The 16,502-nt window shown below is 38.6% G+C and carries 16 protein-coding genes and 1 pseudogene; 6 read left to right on the top strand and 11 right to left on the bottom strand.

Annotated features, from left to right (window positions below; translation table 11 throughout):
- Positions 1-429: 429 nt before the first annotated feature.
- Together ACWQ4X_RS05730 and ACWQ4X_RS05725 are read right to left on the bottom strand one after the other, a co-directional pair.
- Positions 430-1,008: a papain-like cysteine protease family protein gene (locus ACWQ4X_RS05730; protein WP_457903027.1), complete on the bottom strand. Its 579-nt coding sequence runs from the start codon at positions 1,006-1,008 to the stop codon at positions 430-432.
- Between the two features lie 868 nt (positions 1,009-1,876).
- Entirely contained in the window at positions 1,877-2,947 is a 1,071-nt protein-coding gene (locus ACWQ4X_RS05725; protein ID WP_457903026.1) for an SDR family oxidoreductase, read from the bottom strand.
- 92 nt (positions 2,948-3,039) lie between these two features.
- Here ACWQ4X_RS05725 and ACWQ4X_RS05720 point away from each other — a divergent pair, with 92 nt between their 5' ends.
- The 4 genes and pseudogenes from ACWQ4X_RS05720 (at position 3,040) to ACWQ4X_RS05705 (ending at position 5,312) form a co-directional block, all read left to right on the top strand.
- The gene (locus tag ACWQ4X_RS05720; protein ID WP_457903025.1) at positions 3,040-3,417 is read left to right on the top strand and encodes a MerR family transcriptional regulator; all 378 of its coding nucleotides are present in this window, start codon (positions 3,040-3,042) and stop codon (positions 3,415-3,417) included.
- A gap of 260 nt (positions 3,418-3,677) precedes the next feature.
- Positions 3,678-3,948, top strand: a pseudogene (locus tag ACWQ4X_RS05715) (ArsR family transcriptional regulator).
- Positions 3,949-3,952: 4 nt separating this feature from the next.
- The gene (locus ACWQ4X_RS05710; RefSeq protein WP_457903024.1) at positions 3,953-4,426 is read left to right on the top strand and encodes an arsenate reductase ArsC; all 474 of its coding nucleotides are present in this window, start codon (positions 3,953-3,955) and stop codon (positions 4,424-4,426) included.
- A 349-nt stretch (positions 4,427-4,775) separates the two neighbouring features.
- Positions 4,776-5,312 (top strand): hypothetical protein, encoded by a 537-nt coding sequence (locus ACWQ4X_RS05705; protein ID WP_457903023.1) that lies wholly within the window; start codon positions 4,776-4,778, stop codon positions 5,310-5,312.
- 132 nt (positions 5,313-5,444) lie between these two features.
- Here the strand turns inward: ACWQ4X_RS05705 and ACWQ4X_RS05700 are convergent, their stop codons facing one another.
- From ACWQ4X_RS05700 to ACWQ4X_RS05690, 3 genes are all read right to left on the bottom strand, one after another.
- Positions 5,445-6,008: a hypothetical protein gene (locus tag ACWQ4X_RS05700; RefSeq protein ID WP_457903022.1), complete on the bottom strand. Its 564-nt coding sequence runs from the start codon at positions 6,006-6,008 to the stop codon at positions 5,445-5,447.
- Positions 6,009-6,378: 370 nt separating this feature from the next.
- Positions 6,379-6,849, bottom strand: coding sequence for a hypothetical protein (locus tag ACWQ4X_RS05695; protein WP_457903021.1), 471 nt, complete (start codon positions 6,847-6,849; stop codon positions 6,379-6,381).
- A 105-nt stretch (positions 6,850-6,954) separates the two neighbouring features.
- Positions 6,955-7,413 (bottom strand): DUF523 domain-containing protein, encoded by a 459-nt coding sequence (locus ACWQ4X_RS05690; RefSeq protein WP_457903020.1) that lies wholly within the window; start codon positions 7,411-7,413, stop codon positions 6,955-6,957.
- A 292-nt stretch (positions 7,414-7,705) separates the two neighbouring features.
- Here ACWQ4X_RS05690 and ACWQ4X_RS05685 point away from each other — a divergent pair, with 292 nt between their 5' ends.
- Positions 7,706-8,851, top strand: coding sequence for an MFS transporter (locus tag ACWQ4X_RS05685; RefSeq protein WP_457903019.1), 1,146 nt, complete (start codon positions 7,706-7,708; stop codon positions 8,849-8,851).
- A gap of 6 nt (positions 8,852-8,857) precedes the next feature.
- Here ACWQ4X_RS05685 and ACWQ4X_RS05680 read toward each other — a convergent pair whose 3' ends face one another.
- Together ACWQ4X_RS05680 and ACWQ4X_RS05675 are read right to left on the bottom strand one after the other, a co-directional pair.
- Positions 8,858-10,348, bottom strand: coding sequence for an amidase (locus ACWQ4X_RS05680; protein WP_457903018.1), 1,491 nt, complete (start codon positions 10,346-10,348; stop codon positions 8,858-8,860).
- Between the two features lie 40 nt (positions 10,349-10,388).
- Positions 10,389-11,819 carry a sensor domain-containing diguanylate cyclase gene (locus ACWQ4X_RS05675; protein ID WP_457903017.1) on the bottom strand — a complete coding sequence of 477 codons (1,431 nt, stop codon included), beginning with the start codon at positions 11,817-11,819 and terminating at the stop codon, positions 10,389-10,391.
- 248 nt (positions 11,820-12,067) lie between these two features.
- Between ACWQ4X_RS05675 and ACWQ4X_RS05670 the strand changes: the two genes are divergently transcribed.
- Positions 12,068-12,547: a hypothetical protein gene (locus tag ACWQ4X_RS05670; RefSeq protein WP_457903016.1), complete on the top strand. Its 480-nt coding sequence runs from the start codon at positions 12,068-12,070 to the stop codon at positions 12,545-12,547.
- Between the two features lie 101 nt (positions 12,548-12,648).
- Here the strand turns inward: ACWQ4X_RS05670 and accC are convergent, their stop codons facing one another.
- The 4 genes from accC to ACWQ4X_RS05650 all read right to left on the bottom strand — a co-directional run bounded on the left by accC (position 12,649) and on the right by ACWQ4X_RS05650 (position 16,498).
- Positions 12,649-14,019 (bottom strand): acetyl-CoA carboxylase biotin carboxylase subunit, encoded by a 1,371-nt coding sequence (gene accC / locus ACWQ4X_RS05665; RefSeq protein WP_100240878.1) that lies wholly within the window; start codon positions 14,017-14,019, stop codon positions 12,649-12,651.
- A 17-nt stretch (positions 14,020-14,036) separates the two neighbouring features.
- Entirely contained in the window at positions 14,037-14,459 is a 423-nt protein-coding gene (gene accB / locus ACWQ4X_RS05660; protein WP_016167895.1) for an acetyl-CoA carboxylase biotin carboxyl carrier protein, read from the bottom strand.
- Between the two features lie 22 nt (positions 14,460-14,481).
- Complete coding sequence (gene aroQ, locus ACWQ4X_RS05655) at positions 14,482-14,931, bottom strand: type II 3-dehydroquinate dehydratase (RefSeq protein ID WP_100240877.1); 450 nt, start codon at positions 14,929-14,931, stop codon at positions 14,482-14,484.
- A 238-nt stretch (positions 14,932-15,169) separates the two neighbouring features.
- Entirely contained in the window at positions 15,170-16,498 is a 1,329-nt protein-coding gene (locus ACWQ4X_RS05650) for a Y-family DNA polymerase (RefSeq protein WP_457903015.1), read from the bottom strand.
- Positions 16,499-16,502 lie beyond the last annotated feature (4 nt).

The raw sequence follows: 16,502 nt of genomic DNA, 5'->3' as shown, positions 1-16,502 counted from the left end.
AGTTTTTCTGGTTATCTAATATTGATGCGTATCTGATCTCAGAAAAAGTTTTTAGGTCAGTAATCTAGATGTGGTGGTTAAAATTAAATGTTGCTCTTATATGCTTTTATCTTAAAGCTCATTTACATACAGAGTCTTTGTCATTGAAGTTACTAAATTGGGGTCGAGTAAAATTATGATAAAAGAGGAGTATTCGTATATCAGCTTTACTTGGACTATTAGTGTAATCAAAATTTTCATGATAAATGTAAAAACTGGAAACTATGTACGTGATTTTTTTTTCTATCTAAGAAGAATATCTAAAATTTAAAAGTTTACTTACAGGATAAGCCTAATGAATCAGAATCTCCTAAATTTTGGATTGGACAATATATAAGTAAGTTGGATTATCAGACTAATCTATTCTAGAGATTGGTCTGATGCGAAATGTTAATTGTGCACTACTATTGCTGCTTGCCAAATCTGCGCGAGTTGTGCAAAGGGTACAGGCAGTGTGTATAGGCTCAAAGGATCATTAACAATCAGCATTGGGACTATGCCAGATGGTGTAGACTGGAAAAACATACCGCGAATCACAATGACATGATTCATTCCAGAAGGATAGCCAGATGGTGTTGTCGAGATTTGCATAATAATGGGCTTATTTTGAGCCAAGGTTCTGTAGACAGTCATTGGGTCTGCTGGTGTTGAGTAGCTAATATAACTTCCACCAAAATATCTTAGCAGCTGTTGAATCTCCCTAAGCGATCCTGTTACTGCGCAATTATAAAAACGTGAGCAGCAATATGGGATTGGTGCATTTTTAGAAAGCGCAACCATCGCACATTGCTCAGGAGTATTCGTTGGTCCATTTTTGTAGTGAATGATTTGCTGTGCAACGGCAGCCCAGCACCAGACTTCTGTTTGCTGAGGAAGATTACGTATTGGTATATCAATTGGTGGCGGTGGGAACGCATAACTTGATATTGATGCTACAAGAAGAAAGGACATTAAAATCCATTTCGCCATGAACTTTTTCATTTAACATGCTGCAATTTAAGATATTGAATGTTAAGTATATTAAGTTTAAGAATTACAGACTATCAATAAGTTAGTAGCACTTTGCAATCAGTGAGAAAAATCATAATGAGAGGTTTTTTATTGGGCGTTATTTACGGATTTAAAGCTTACAAAGTTCTTGCAAAGAAACAACAGCCCAAATTTATATCTCGTACCTAGCAGTCTTAGCGTAAGAGTACTTGTACAATTTATTGCGCAGAAATTATAGCGACATTGGTAGGGCTTAGTAGCGGAACTTGTATAGATGATTCGTATGCCATGATAACCGCATGAGTTGGAAGTCAGCTCAATCTGAACAAAGCTATCCAATCTGGCTTATGGACCTCCATTATTGTTAAATTTACCCATGAATTCATGTTGGATGAGATTTAGGAGAGATCATGCTAAGTGACTTCTTTTTTGTGTCTGAAATATCTGGGTTAGCGATGGAATGCTGACTCTTCAACTACATCGGCATACAAGAAAAGGGGGAAATATTGATCGAAGACTAAAACGAGATGAAGAAATCCAAAGATAGTTTGAGTAACTGTAGCTTTACAGTTGGATTGCTGGGTGTATAAAAAGTGTGGAGATCATTGAATTACTCAATCGACGAGCTAAAGAAATAACGGGGTGAATTTGTTCACAAATGGCGTCCAGTATGGGGCTTTTTTTGCAAGATAGGCATCTTCTTTCGCAGAGCAAACGCACATCATGACATCAATAGATATTTATTTTTTCGTGCACTCTATTTTTAGAATGCACGGTAGCCTAGATTTATAGAAGTTGGCATAAAAAAGAATAGAAGGGATTTAATTTTAGAGGATTTGAATATGACTCATTGAGTTACCCATTCCACAGTCTTTTGTATAGTTGTTTCTAACTCAGTTGGAGGAATTTTCCATTGTTGATTGAGTCGATTAAATGTTCTTAAATCGAGCTTTTCAGTTCGGATAAAATTTAACATTTCTGCTGACATATCTAATTTATTTGCCAGCCATTGCCACTTTAAAATGCATTTTAAGAGAGATATGGAAATAAAATGGCGTGGAGGGTTCATCTGTAGTGTCTTTGCAATAATGTTTACTAAAGTTTGAAGTGAGATCTGCTTGGGATTTGCGACTAAAATCTCCTGCCCAATTCTTTGAGGATCTTTACTTGCATGTACCATAGCATTAACCAGCATAGTGACCGATACTAAAGGGAGTGAATGCTTTGATGTACCAGGAAGGGCATTCATTTTTCTTTGTTGCAGCTGTTGAATGAGGGCAGCAATTGGTTGAGAAGCAGGAATTTCTCCGTTTATTTCATCTCCAATCACCGTCGCAGGGTGGATGACTGTCCATGGTATATCTAATAAGTCTGCCTGTTTAATCCAGTTAAAATGACCTTGAATCTTTGAGGCTTCATAAGCGCCTAAAGTGTCATAGATTTTTGACCAGTGCGTTTTTTCGATATTTTCTCGATATATGCCTGCTTTTTTTAGATGTTGATCTAGCGTCAACATATAGCCAGACAAGTGTATTGCGCGTTCTAAATGATAATGCTTGCTTACACTCTGCAATAGATTCGTCAATCCATCGACATTAACCGCTTGAGCCTGCTGCATGGACAGATGCCATTTGAATAAGGCACTTGTATTGTAGAGGTAATTCACTTGATTTAATGTTTTCCAGTCTTCAGGCGATAACCCTAATTCTGGTTGGGTAATATCTCCCTGAATAAAACTCAGTTGTTGATGGTCGATGTTTTGCTGTGACAGCCAATGACGTAGTTGAGCTGCTTGTTCATCAATATTACGGCAGATAGCAAAGACTCTTGTATGATCTTTGAGTAGTTGAGCAATAAGAAATTTGCCGATAAATCCAGTTGCACCAATTACTAGGGCAGTTTGAGACGATGTAGGCATATTATTAAACTCGATGAATAGATATTGCTTACGCTAAACTATGGACTACACTCTATGGTCAAGCGTTTTAAAAAGATAAAAGGGAGCCAGCCATGCTAATAGGAGAACTATCAAAACAGATTAATTTAAGTCGGGATACTATTCGTTTTTATGAAAAGATGAACTTGATCCAGCCCTTGGTACGCAATAATGGCTATAAAGATTATCCCGAACAGATACTTCAACAATTAAAACTCATCCAGACCGCAAAAAATCTCGGCTTTACCCTTGCCGAAATAAAGCAAATTATTGATCTTGTAGGAGAAAATGAAATTCCTGTCACGCAATTTCACACAATTTTGCAGGAAAAGTTATATTTGATCCAAGAGAAAATAGGGCAATTGCAACATATGCAAAACATGCTTGAGAATCTGTTGGATGGTGAGCCTTGTCCTTTAAGAAAAGGATGTGATGTAACTGGGATTGGATAGCGAATATTGGGGAATTCTGAACTCACTTTTTCTTGTTATAAAAGATGCTAAGTAGAATGATGATATTGCCTAAGATTAAAGAAATAATTGTAGATTTAAAACCTGATCGAGCTGTAATCTAATTTAGCCTGTAAAAATCAAAGTAGTTGCATATATAAGAATAAGCGGAAATTTGTATAGAACAATGCAGTGTTTTTCCGAGAATGGAAATGAATCAAACTGATTTTTTTAAATGCCTGTCAGATCCGACTCGCTAAGAAATTGTGAAGCTTGTTATGGCAAAGCAAGATGATTGCATATGCGAATTGACTGAACAGCTTTCAATGAGTCAGCCTAAGGTTTCTAGGCATTTAGCATTACTCAGAAGCCTATGAATTCTGCTCGATCAATGCCAAGGATAATGGGTTTATTACCGTTTAAATCCAGCTCTACGATTGGGCAAAACAGAGAGTTTCCATTATCTCTAGTCAAAATGACGAAATAATGAATAGGCTAAATATTGATTCGCCTGTTTCACTTCATTGTGAGTAATTTTATGAAATTCTTATTTTTATGTACGGGTAATAGTTGCCGTAGCATCCTCTCTGAAGTGTTATTTAATAGCCGTGCCCCAGAGGGCTGGAAGGCTTACAGTGCAGGAAGTAAACCAACAGGAAAGGTTCATCCATTAACGATCAAAACTTTAGAAAATCTAGGATTGTCTACAGAAGGGTTGTCGAGTAAAAGTATTGATGATTGTGAGCAATATCACCCTGATGTTGTGATTACGGTATGCGACCAAGCAGCACATGAAGCCTGTCCACTTTATTTAGGTGGTGCAATCAAGGCGCATTGGGGGCTTGCAGATCCATCCCATCTAGATCTACCTGAAGATGAAAAATTGAAAGCATTTCAAATTACTGTTGATCATATTAATAAACGTTTAGATGCCTTGTTTGCTTTGGATATTCATAAACTCACACGCCCTGAACTGATAGCAGAAATGAATAGAATTTCACATATTGATTAATCCCAGAAGAGAGCAATTCGCTCTCTTTTTTCATTCTTGAAAGTAGAGTTGATAGTCATCTATGGTGATTTGAGTTTTAATTTTTTATAGTGATTTGGGTGATATCTATAAGTTCAAGGGACAAAACTCCTTGTTTTTCTTGACATTGATAAAGCTCTAGTTAAAAGCTTGGCAGAAAGGGCATTCAAGTAGCATCTGACAGTAATTTGTTTAAAAGTGAGAACTGGTAGGTGATATGTGAAATAAATTTTAAAAAATATGCTTTATTTAATGAAAATGAAACATTAAGCAATAGAAATAAGAAAAATGTTGATTATTATGGGATTTTTTTAATATTGGGGATTTCATTATGCGTAAAAAATTATTTTTCTCCTTTCTGCTTTTAAATTCTATCATTGCAAACAATACTTATGCTGCTGACGATAGGATCTCTAATTTAATTTTAAAAGTGAATGCCAAAGCAAACAATAATGCCGATATCGATCTAATAGAAAACAAGTTACTTGGGCGTGCTAGCTGGAAAATTAAATGTCAATACAAAGTATTTGAAGACATGAAAGCCTGTGTGATGAGCAAAGGTCCTATTTCAATTTTGCATGTTAATCATCAATACATTGTGAATATTGGCGAAAAGAACTTAAAAGATAATCCTGCTTATGTTTATGTAGATAACAATGAAATCTTGCAAGAACGAGAAGGATTATTCAGAAATGGGGATGAACTTATTAAACAATTTAAGCGTGGTAATTACGCGTTTACCCGATTCCAGAATAATAAAAAACAACTTGTTGAGAATAAGATCTCATTGAATGGCTTCACTGACGCATTTAACGATATGGAAGCGCAATTTTCAAATCTAGGTAATGAGAGAAATCTTAGCTTTTGATTATGAAGCAAAAACCTCTATGAATTGCTGATGTTGATTTGAGGTCTTGAATGGTAGATCGCAAGTCGACATTGGCGAAGTCGTAAAGAAATTGGATTAGAGTTTTTGATAAATAGAGTGCCTTGTGGCACTTTATTTATCTTTAAAGTTGCTACCAATCAAAACAATATTCTTCGGTTCAATGAGAGTCACATTTTTCTTTTCATCAATTACAGCACAGAGCGAAGTACCACATTTGATAAGATAAAACTCTTGACCATGCGCTTTTATTGTAGGCAAGTGTGAGGGATTTGCTAAGGTTTTTGCTAAGGTTTTTTTAGCAGATTTGCTTGTTTTAATATCAATTGCAGCAAAGGTGAAAAATGCAGATAAGGTTAGAACACAAATGAAGAATGGCCAAAAAAATAAACGTATACGATTTGCACGTTGTTCATCTGTAAGACTTTGGTTGTGAATTTGAGGTCGTTGTTGTTTATTGGACTTAAAAGGATTTTTTAGATTACTTGGATATCTAATATTGAGTATTGCAAAGATATATAATACGAAGCTTAGTAATAAACCTCCAAGCGATATAAATGTCAGCCAATTAGCACAATTTAGAAATCCCCAATTGATTTTTTCTGCTGTAGGAAGTTCAAAACCACTGGATCTACGTAGAATACAGCCATATATGCTGCTAGATAGTTCTGTCCGCAAGCATAAAAAAAAGCTGTGAGTAGAGTTATTATCACAGCAATATCAACAGAAAGATTTGATTTCATTTTCTATCACATTTTCCTCTTAAGGCATTTCTTAGCATCACTACTTGACAGGCAGCCACATGGCTTGACCGTCACGGTCTAGGCTTTTCCAGCCTATTTGTCCTGATTTTTTACATTGTTTTTACCAATTTTGAGCTTGCGTTTGAGTCCTACAGTCTGCACATATCTTGGCATACACTTGGAAAGTAGTTAGCCCCAAAACTAAAATGAGTAAATTTTTATAAAGTCATAAAATTCCACCAACAGTACGGTACAACTTAGCCAAGTAAAATGACCATCAAAGAGGCTAGTTTGTATTGTGAAGTTTAGTACTCTTCAATACGTTCTACTTTCTTTATGAGTTTAAATTTTCCATTTTCAAATACATAATAAAAGTCATATTCACCAGTTTTGTTATAGTCATTGTCATATTCAATCCCATGGGTAATCAGTAAGCGGCTGTCAGGTCGCGTACCAGTAACATTCTGACCTAATTCAGAACCAAAGCCTTGTTCTACAACTTGCCCTGTGCGTTTGCTGACAAATGTTTGCATAATACAAGAAGTCCCACAGCCCCAAACTGCCATTACATATTCACCTGCAAATTCAGGGTCACTATTTAATGCAGCAGAAAGCCTCGTCTTGAAGGATTTAGCTGTATCGTTATTCATCTTAAGTTTGGCTGTTTTCCCCGTATAAACACTGGCAGGGTAGTCTTTGTATTCAGGCAAAGAATCAGCAAATGAAATGGTCGATAAGCCTGTAAGTACGGCGGCTATAAGGGTATTTCTAATCACGTAATATTCTCTATATGCATTGATTTTTAAATATTGTCAGTTTTGATGAATCTGAGAAAGTTTATATTTGGTGCGATGATAATACATGGCTATTTAGCTAGAAAATTATAGAAATAATGTTAAGAAAGCCTCCTCTGAAATCACTGGTATATTATGTCTTTTAAGTAAGGCTGAGGTAACTCCATCCCCACTAATTTTGACACCTTTAAACTCACCATTAGAGATCGTAGAACTACCACAAGAAGGGCTGCTCTCTTTAAGCACTACTTTTGTTGCTTGTATGTTTTTCACTTTCTCCAAAGTTATATACGCTCCTTTGATAAAAGCTTCTGTCACATCTTTTCCAGATCGCTCAATAACTTTAGCTTTTCCATCCAAAACATCATGACCGTTCCCGTCAATAATTTCAGCTGGCTCCCTTGGGGTTTGTAAACCACCAAGAACTTCAGGGCAAACAATAATAGCTTTCCCTGTATCGACTAAATTTTTGATTTTTTCATCTAAGCAGTCAGTACCGTTATAACGAACTTTTAAACCAGCTAAACAAGCGCTTACTACAATCATATTTTCCTCATTCGTTTAATTAGAATGAAAACTAGCCTTAGTATGAAGATGCATAAAGCGTAAGTACTCTACCAAATTAGATGGCGTGTTCGCTATAGAAGTTAGGCAAGCCCTGCATACTTGTGCTTACTATCTATGGGTGTCTGACCTCTAAAGTGATAAAATATAGTGAGTTTTTCAAAGTATACCTATTATCTTTTAATCAAGCATTTCAGGTACAAAGGGCTACAACTTCGAGAAACATTAAACTATTGTAAATACTAGAGAAAACCACCTGATGCTAACCCTTCCAATGACAACTAAACTCGGTGGTTTCTACCTATTTTACTATTGTATCGTTGGAACCTTCATGCCGTTTTGGAGCCTGTATCTTGAAGATCAAGGCTTCAGTTATCAAGAAATTGGTATTTTATCTTCAATCGCCATTGTTACCCGTTTTTTCGCGCCGTTTATTTGGGGGTGGATTGCAGATAAGTCGGGCAAGCGGATGCTATTGGTTCGTATCGCGACTTTGATGGAAGCATGTATCTGGTTTTTGATCTTTGTCATACCGAATAGTTTTCAGTCCGTCGCTTTATTAATGCTCATTTTTAGTTTTTTCCAGAACGCAATCCTTGCTCAATTTGAAGGTGTTACACTTTTTTGGCTCGGAGAGAAACGAGCTGAATTATATGGCAAAGTACGAAAATGGGGCTCTGTTGGTTTTATCATCGGTGTATTTTGTATCGGTGCATTGTTAGAAATTATCCCAATTTCGATGCTCCCGATCATGCTACTTTGTATATCATTTTTGGCTTTCATTTGGTCATTTACGATTAAAGAGCCGACGAGCGCGCCCAAATCACAAAAACAACTTGATCCTTTGTGGCCCATTATAAAAAGACCTGTGGTGGCTGCATTTTTTGCTATTGAATTCATTATGTTGTTTTCACATGCGCCTTTTTATAGCTTTTATAGTAACTATCTGCAGCAATCAGGTTATTCCACCACGGCAATTGGATTACTCTGGTCCGTTGGTGTAATCGCAGAAATCATTATGTTTGCGTTTGCCAATCTTTTTCTACAACGATTTTCTTGGCGCTTGCTGGTTAGTATCTGTTTAATTATGACCAGTTTACGATGGTTTGCCGTGGGATTATTTCCGCATAGTTTCACCTTACAATTTCTCGCGCAAACTATACATGCATTCAGTTTCGGGCTTTTTCATATGATTGCGATGCGCATCATTTTTGAAAACTTTATGCTGACTCAGCAGGGCCGTGGTCAGGCGCTGTATAGCACAATGTGGGGGCTAGGTGTGGCAGCTGGTAGTCTGCTGGCTGGAAAATATTGGACTGACATTTCAGGTGAGTCTGTATTCATGATTGCAGGACTTGCTGTACTTATGGGGTTGCTCTTTGTGGCAGCACTGCCGAATCAAGTACAGAAGTCCATTTAAATCAAGCTAGAGCTTAATCTCGTTGTACTTTTGCATCCATGGTTGAGTCTGTTCTAATTGATGCGCCAGTTGTAATAGCCGATCTTCACGTCCAAATGGCGCCACAAACTGAGAGCCTAATGGGAGCTGATTCTTGTTCCAATATAACGGAACGGACATGGCTGGTAATCCTGTAATGTTGGCCAATTGAGTAAAAGGAACCCACTTTAAGTTCTCTTTGACAATTTTTTCAATGAGCTTTCCTTCTGCGAGTCTATGTGCTTGTCCTATTTTGAGCAGTCCCTTGAGCAATTGTTTTTGCCATACAGGTGTTTTAACTTCACCATTTTTCGGCGCAGTAGATGCAGTAGAAGGAATGAGGTAAAGATCATATTGCTCAAAGAATTGGTTCATTTGACTGGCATAATGTCCCCAATTATTCAGGTTGTGAATATATTGCAAGGCTGTAGTCTTTTCACCAAAGGCAGCGAGTGCAAGAGAGTCCAGTTCAAAGTCTTCATCACTTGCATTTAGAAGGTTTCGTGACTCTTGTAATGTATAGGCAAATTGACTAAACCATGTCGTAATAAAGTCTTTGGCTAAATTCATTCCATCAATTGCAGGTTCAGCTTCAACCACAAGATGCCCTAAAGATTCCAATAGTTTGGCTGTATGTAAGATGGCAGCTTCCGCTTCGGCAGACACCTTGGTTCCAATTGGGGATTTGGTGCTATAGGCAATTTTGAGCTGCTTGGGCGGGCGTTGTATGATTTCCAAGTAGCTGTGTTCTGGCGCTTTGATGGAAAATAGAGAGTGAGTTTCAGGACCCTGCGTGGCATCGAGCATTGCAGCACTATCCCGTACAGATTTGGTCAACACGTGTTGCATGGCTGCACCATGCATGGCCTCACTCAGGTGAGGTCCCCAAGGTGTTCTGCCGCGACTGGGTTTTAATCCAAATAGCCCGCAATACGAGGCTGGAATTCGTATTGAACCACCACCATCACCTGCGCCTGCAAGAGGCACAATCCCCGCTGCAACGGCAGAGGCTGAACCCCCTGAAGAACCACCACTATTATGATTTATATTCCATGGGTTGCGACATGTACCCCAAGCTTCGGGTTCGGTGACGCCTTTAATGCCAAATTCGGGAGTATTGGTGCGACCAAAGGTCACAATTCCAGCTTTCTCCCAGCGATTGACGATTTCCGAGTTGGTTTGAGCGATATAGTTTGCGCGTTTATAAGCTTGGCTGCCAAAGGTACTGGGATAGCCTTTGATTTCTTGAAATAAATCTTTAACCAGAAAAGGAACACCTGCAAAAGCACCTTCAAGTGAAAGCTGTGAGCGTTGCTGTGCATAGTCATGCATAGGGATGGTGATTGCATTGAGTTTGGGATTTACCTCTGCAGCTCTTAATAGTGCTGTCAGTAAAAGCTCGTGCGGATGTACGTCTTTATTTGCAACAAGTTTGGCAAGTCCCAAGCCATCATATTGTTGATATTCGGAAAACTTCATTTTTGTTTTTCTCCAGTTTCTAAATTATATATATCATTCATTATGTTGAAAGAATAATTTGATTTCTACCTTGTGCTTTGGCGTTATACAGTGCCTGATCTGCACGAACAATCATTTGTTGTAATGTACCCGATAATGGTAAAATTTGATGCGCAATTCCGATGCTTATCGTAATTTTAATCTGTAAGTGATCTTCAATATTTAAAGTCGCCGTTTCAATTGCATGGTGAATACGCTCAGCCAGTTCAAAGGTTTGTGTCAAGGAAGCATTGAGTGTGAGTACGGTAAACTCCTCACCACCCACACGAGAGAATAAATCATGGGGACCGATTTTTTGTTTGACGATTCTTGCAAATTGCTGCAAAACCAAATCACCGACATGATGACCATATTTGTCATTCATTTGCTTGAAATGATCGAGATCGATCATCAAGACTGAAATAGTTTTATGCTGTGGTTGTTGAATGAGCAGTTGGCTTTGTTCTAAAAAATAACGTCTATTAAGGGTGTTGGTCAAACTATCGTGATTTGCATAGTCTAGCACTTGGTGAAACAACTTCTGGCGGTTTTGGCTAATCGCACACAATACCAGAGGTGCAATACCCAGCATACATAATCCAATACGAATGGAAATGGTGGTACTTAGAAAAGCATTGGATGAAGAAGATAGGTAAAAATAGGTCAAGCTGTGATAAGTCACCATACAGACAATACTATTGATTAATGCCACACTGAATAATCGATAACTCAGTGCTGCCCAAACCAATGCAGCGAGTGGATAGAGTAAGGCACCAGGTCCGAAAAAAATATGTGTAAATGCGACCGATACAATAATGGCAATAAAGGGCAGAATATCACTGGTTTTTAGCGGTTGAGTGAAAAGTTCGAAAATCCATTTCTGACGTTCATCTTTTTTCGGGAAGGTTAAAATGAGTGGTAAGAAGGTAATAAAGTTGACAATTTCACCCGTCCACCACATGCCAAATTCTGTCCAGATTCGGTCAGAGGACATAAAGCTATTCGGCACATGGGTAATACTCTGTACTGCAAAAATTGCACTCAGCATGCAGCCTGCGACACACATGGCAAACAGGTACAGAAAACTAAAGCCCTGATTGTAGTTGCGATAATCGAGCTTGGTTAGATAGATTAAAATGAGCGGAACAGAAACACTAATCAGGTTTGATAGTGTTAAATACAAGGTCACTTCATATGAATTACCTGTAATTAGGTCTGCAATTACATATGCGGTGATAGCACCTAGCCAACCGCCAATATTATTCAGTTTTGGAAATCTTAAAAATAACCCTAATAGCATTGGATTGGCTGGCCAAAGTAGTGCTAGAAAGGTAATTGGACGTGTGAAAATACCGATTAAACAACAACTGAAAATCACAATCGCTAAGAGCATAAATGCATAGGATTGTTGTTTAAATGAAGGAATAAAGAGATGTCGGATTTGCTTTTGCAAATGATCGTCCTTAATCAAAACGAGCTGATTTTCTATGATTCTAAGAAGTTAGATATATTTTAAACGACTGCTTCTATTTAAAAAGCGTTTTCAATGCATATTATAGATTGCACGAGCTAAAGTGCTAGAGCTTGAAGAAGAAAGTTCAGTTTTTTACGCAAATAGATTGTAGTGAAATGGTTATAAGTGATGGTTTTGCATAAAAATATGGTAACTTATTTGCAGGGATGCAATGGCTGATTAACTATATGAAAAAAGCATATCTTACAGTGGTGTTGATGTTATGTTCAGCAATGAGCATGGCAAATGAAAGTACTGTTGCAAATCAAAATGCTCAAGAAACGGCAGATCGAAGTGAAAATACAGTTCGTATTATGACGCGACCTGAAATTGTAGGTTTATGGGGAATGGAAATTCCAAATAATAAAAAATGTATTGAGTACTATAATTTTAAAAGCAATAACGACGTATTCATTAAAAGTGGACAAGAATGGTCTACGGGAGTCTATGACTATCAAGCATCAAAAGATGCGGCTGTCCAGTTACCTGTTTTAATGTTACAAGTGAAATATGATAACAATGAAACAGACTGCTCTGGTTATAAACAAGACCAGTCAGGGGAGATCTCTCAATATTTCGTACAGTGGAAAAACCCAACCACCATTAATTTCTGCAATAACGAAAAAGCGGGTAAATGCTTTGCGACTTTACGTCGAGTGTTGCCTTAATTTATATAAGTATCGGATAAACGAATTCATCTGATCATCTAAACAGCGAATAAAAAAGCCAGTCAATTGACTGGCTTTTTCTTGGAATAAGAGGCGATCACTTAAGATGCCGCTTTTTCCGCTTGACCTTCAAGTTGCTTCAACAAATGCTTTTCAAGATAGTGAATGTCCATCGCATGTTTGCAGAAGTTTTTGTCTTGTAAGATCAAATCTTTATGCAAAGGAATATTGGTTTTGATGCCAGTCAGGATCATCTCGTCTAAAGCTTGACGCATACGAGCAATACAAGTCTCACGATCTTTACCATGCGCAATGAGTTTTGCAATCATTGAGTCGTAGTAAGGCGGAATGCTATAACCCTGATAGATATGAGAGTCTAAGCGAATACCTGCACCACCTGGCGCGTAGAAATGCTCGATTTTGCCTGGAGATGGCATAAATGTAGAAGGATCTTCTGCATTGATACGACATTCCATCGCGTGACCTTTACACTCTACATCTTCCTGAGCAATTTCAAGTCCAAGACCTGCCGCAATACGTAATTGCTGCTCAATAATGTCGATGCCCGTGACCATTTCTGTTACAGGGTGTTCAACCTGAACACGGGTGTTCATTTCAATAAAGAAGAACTCACCATCTTCAAACAAGAATTCGAAGGTACCTGCACCACGGTATTGCATCATCTTACATGCATTCACACATGCTTCTAAGATGTCTGCACGTGCTTGCTCAGGCAAGTTTGGTGCTGGCGCTTCTTCCAATACTTTTTGGTGACGACGTTGTAAAGAACAGTCACGGTCGAACAAGTGAATTGCATGACCATTACCATCACCCAAAACTTGGATTTCTACGTGACGTGGTTTTTGTAGGAAGCGTTCCATATAAACCGTGTCATCACCAAACCACATTTCTGCGTCACGTTGAGCTGCTTGTACAGACTCAAGTAGGGTGTCTACACGTTCTACGATACGCATACCACGACCACCACCACCAGAAGCTGCTTTCACAATCAATGGAAAGCCAATTTCTTTTGCTTCAGCAAGAGCGTTTTGCGGTGTAACTGCATTTGCAGAACCAGGAACTGTTGGTACACCAGCTTTACGCATCGCCGTAATCGCAGAAACTTTATTCCCCATGAGGCGAATATGTTCAGGGCGTGGACCAATAAAGATGAAACCAGAGGTTTCTACAATTTCAGCAAACTCAGCATTTTCAGATAAGAAGCCATAACCAGGGTGAATGGCATCTGCACCTGTAATTTCTGCAGCAGTAATAATTGCAGGAATATTTAAATAGCTCTCGCTACTCGCTCCTGGGCCAATGCAGACCGCTTCATCACAAAAACGTAAATGCATTAGGTCTTTGTCGGCATCTGAATAGATACCAACGGTTTTGATTCCTAAGGTTTTGCAAGCACGGGTGATACGTAAAGCGATTTCACCTCGGTTTGCAATTAGAACTTTTTGCAACATTGTAAGTCCCCGTGGTGTTATGCGCGATAGCGGAATAATGGTTGACCGAATTGGATCACTTCACCGTTTTTCACAAGAATTTCTTCAATCACGCCGCTTTGAGTAGCCTCAATCGGGTTCATGATTTTCATTGCTTCGATGATACCGAGTGTTTCACCAGCAGTTACAGTTTGACCTACTTTAATGAATGGTGCTTCGCCTGGGCTTGGAGCAGCATAGAACACACCAACCATTGGTGAAGTTTCAACAGCACCACGTGGAGAAGATTTCGGTGCAGATGGAATTTCTGCTGATGGAGCTGGCATTGCCGCAATTCCTGCAGCAACAACTGGACTACGACGAGTCAATGCAATCGATTGATCACCTTCTTTAACTTCGATCGCTTGTAAGTCAGATTCAATCATCAAATCGATGAGTTTCTTGATTTTACGAATATCCATGAGACAGTATTCCTGATTATGATTACTTAGATGGTTGAATTTTTTCGAGGGCATAATCGAGTGCAGCGGCATAGCCTTTTGCACCCAAACCGCAAATTACACCCACGGCTTTATCGGAAAGATAAGAGTGATGTCTAAATGCTTCACGGGCATGAACATTCGACAAATGCACTTCAATAAAGGGTATTGCTACGCCAAGAAGGGCATCACGCACTGCAACGGAAGTATGTGTTAAAGCTGCAGGGTTGATGATAATGAACTGTACGCCTTCTTGTTGCGCTTGATGAATTCGGTCGACAATTGCACCTTCCCAATTACTTTGGAATGTATCGAGAGATGTTGATGCTTTTTGCGCTTGAGAGATGAGCTGCTGATTGATATCCTCTAGGGTGAGGTAGCCATATACTTCAGGTTCTCGCTTGCCTAGTAAATTTAAATTCGGTCCATGAATGACCAAAATGGTTGAACTCATTCAGCGTGCTCCAATTTTAAGTTTGCAATAATGCTTTGCAAGATGTCTGCAAAGTTTGCTTATTATGGCATAATTTCCTACAAGTCTTTTGTTTTTTTCTTTGAATTGTTGTAGAAAGCAAGTACCAGAACTTGGGTCATATATTGCGAACTTTGCTGATAATTGGCAATGTTAAAAAATGACAAAATTTACGAGATAACAGTTATTTTCTTTTAAAGCTCAAATTGACCAAAAAGCGTCATTTGCAAGGTTTCTGGCTGAATAGAGAATCATCAATGGTCAACATTTCATTCCAACATGTGGTGTAACGTGGCGAACGATGTAGCTGTTTCATCTTCCATGCCGTGCTGCTGGAATGATAACCAATCTGGATGCAATCGGAACCATAACGATGTTTCATTTTGTACAAAGTTTTCATCAGTTCTTCGCGTTGTTGAATCAAGTGGAGGGGTTGCCATAAGTCATCGATATGCTGGCTTTTCGGATGTAGCGCAGAGAGCATGACAGCAACTTTCACATATTTCTTATTTTCTTCAAATAAAACATCAATTTGCTGTTGAGCTACCTTGTTTAAAATCAATAAATCATCACTGGCATACTCTAAACCTATTGCGTGCGAGTAACTTTTTTTATGTGGTGAATTAGGCACTTTTTCATAGAGTGAAACATGAATACAGGCGCAGAGTTGCTGTTGTTCGGTCAGGCGTTTATGTGCACGATTGACATGAAAAATCATTGCTTGTTTTATGATCTCTTTTTGAGTCAGTGCCTTGGCAAAACTGCGCGATGAAAGGATGTTTTTTGCAGGTAGTTTAGGGTCATCTAAGGCAATACAGGATTGACCTTTTAGCTCACGGATTGTGCGTGCAATGAGCACAGAAAACTCTTTACTCAGGTAATGTTCATTGGCAAAAGTTAAGTCAAAGCAATTGTGAATTGCATAATGCTGTAATTTTTTACTAATTTTTCGTCCAATGCCCCAAACCTCCTCTACAGGCGTCTCAAGCAATAGTCCTTCCAAGCTGCATAAGTCCAACGTGGGTAGAAAACAGACTTGATTAAAACTTTGCCTTTTCTTGGCAAAATGATTCGCCAGTTTGGCTTGGGTTTTGGAATATCCAATTCCAATACAGCAGGGTAAGCCGAGCCATTGTGCAATTTTCTGTACCAGTTCTCGACAATATTGCTCTAAATCGAACAATTGATGATAACTGGAGAGTCGAATGAAGCATTCATCAATAGAGTAGGGTTCTAGGTCTTGGTCATTAAAGTGTTCACCTAAAATCTCAAAAAAGCGGCGTGACATATCTGCATAAAGTGGATAGTTACTTGAAAGAACTTGAACACCCGCTTTCACAGCATCCCGTTCAATTTCATACCACGGTACCGCCATGGAAATATTTAGGGCTTTGGCTTCATTGCTGCGTGAAATGACACAGCCATCGTTATTACTGAGCACGACGACGGGTTTATCATTCAATTTTGGGTTAAATACGCGTTCACAACTGACATAACAGTTGTTGATGTCAATCAAGGCAAACAGTTCTTGATGATAAAGCTTGTCCATCGCA

Source organism: Acinetobacter sp. NigerLNRRAM0016, assembly GCF_054112845.1.
The sequence above is the reverse complement of the archived record's forward strand: the minus strand, read 5'-3'. Positions and strand labels throughout refer to the sequence as shown.

Bases quoted from the DNA above. Each gene is read 5' to 3' on its own strand.
- ACWQ4X_RS05730 (WP_457903027.1), bottom strand. From the start codon at position 1,008: ATGGCGAAATGGATTTTAATGTCCTTTCTTCTTGTAGCATCAATATCA.
- ACWQ4X_RS05725 (WP_457903026.1), bottom strand. From the start codon at position 2,947: ATGCCTACATCGTCTCAAACTGCCCTAGTAATTGGTGCAACTGGATTT.
- ACWQ4X_RS05720 (WP_457903025.1), top strand. From the start codon at position 3,040: ATGCTAATAGGAGAACTATCAAAACAGATTAATTTAAGTCGGGATACT.
- ACWQ4X_RS05710 (WP_457903024.1), top strand. From the start codon at position 3,953: ATGAAATTCTTATTTTTATGTACGGGTAATAGTTGCCGTAGCATCCTC.
- ACWQ4X_RS05705 (WP_457903023.1), top strand. From the start codon at position 4,776: ATGCGTAAAAAATTATTTTTCTCCTTTCTGCTTTTAAATTCTATCATT.
- ACWQ4X_RS05690 (WP_457903020.1), bottom strand. From the start codon at position 7,413: ATGATTGTAGTAAGCGCTTGTTTAGCTGGTTTAAAAGTTCGTTATAAC.
- ACWQ4X_RS05685 (WP_457903019.1), top strand. From the start codon at position 7,706: ATGACAACTAAACTCGGTGGTTTCTACCTATTTTACTATTGTATCGTT.
- ACWQ4X_RS05680 (WP_457903018.1), bottom strand. From the start codon at position 10,348: ATGAAGTTTTCCGAATATCAACAATATGATGGCTTGGGACTTGCCAAA.
- ACWQ4X_RS05670 (WP_457903016.1), top strand. From the start codon at position 12,068: ATGAAAAAAGCATATCTTACAGTGGTGTTGATGTTATGTTCAGCAATG.
- accC (WP_100240878.1), bottom strand. From the start codon at position 14,019: ATGTTGCAAAAAGTTCTAATTGCAAACCGAGGTGAAATCGCTTTACGT.
- accB (WP_016167895.1), bottom strand. From the start codon at position 14,459: ATGGATATTCGTAAAATCAAGAAACTCATCGATTTGATGATTGAATCT.
- aroQ (WP_100240877.1), bottom strand. From the start codon at position 14,931: ATGAGTTCAACCATTTTGGTCATTCATGGACCGAATTTAAATTTACTA.
- ACWQ4X_RS05650 (WP_457903015.1), bottom strand. From the start codon at position 16,498: ATGGACAAGCTTTATCATCAAGAACTGTTTGCCTTGATTGACATCAAC.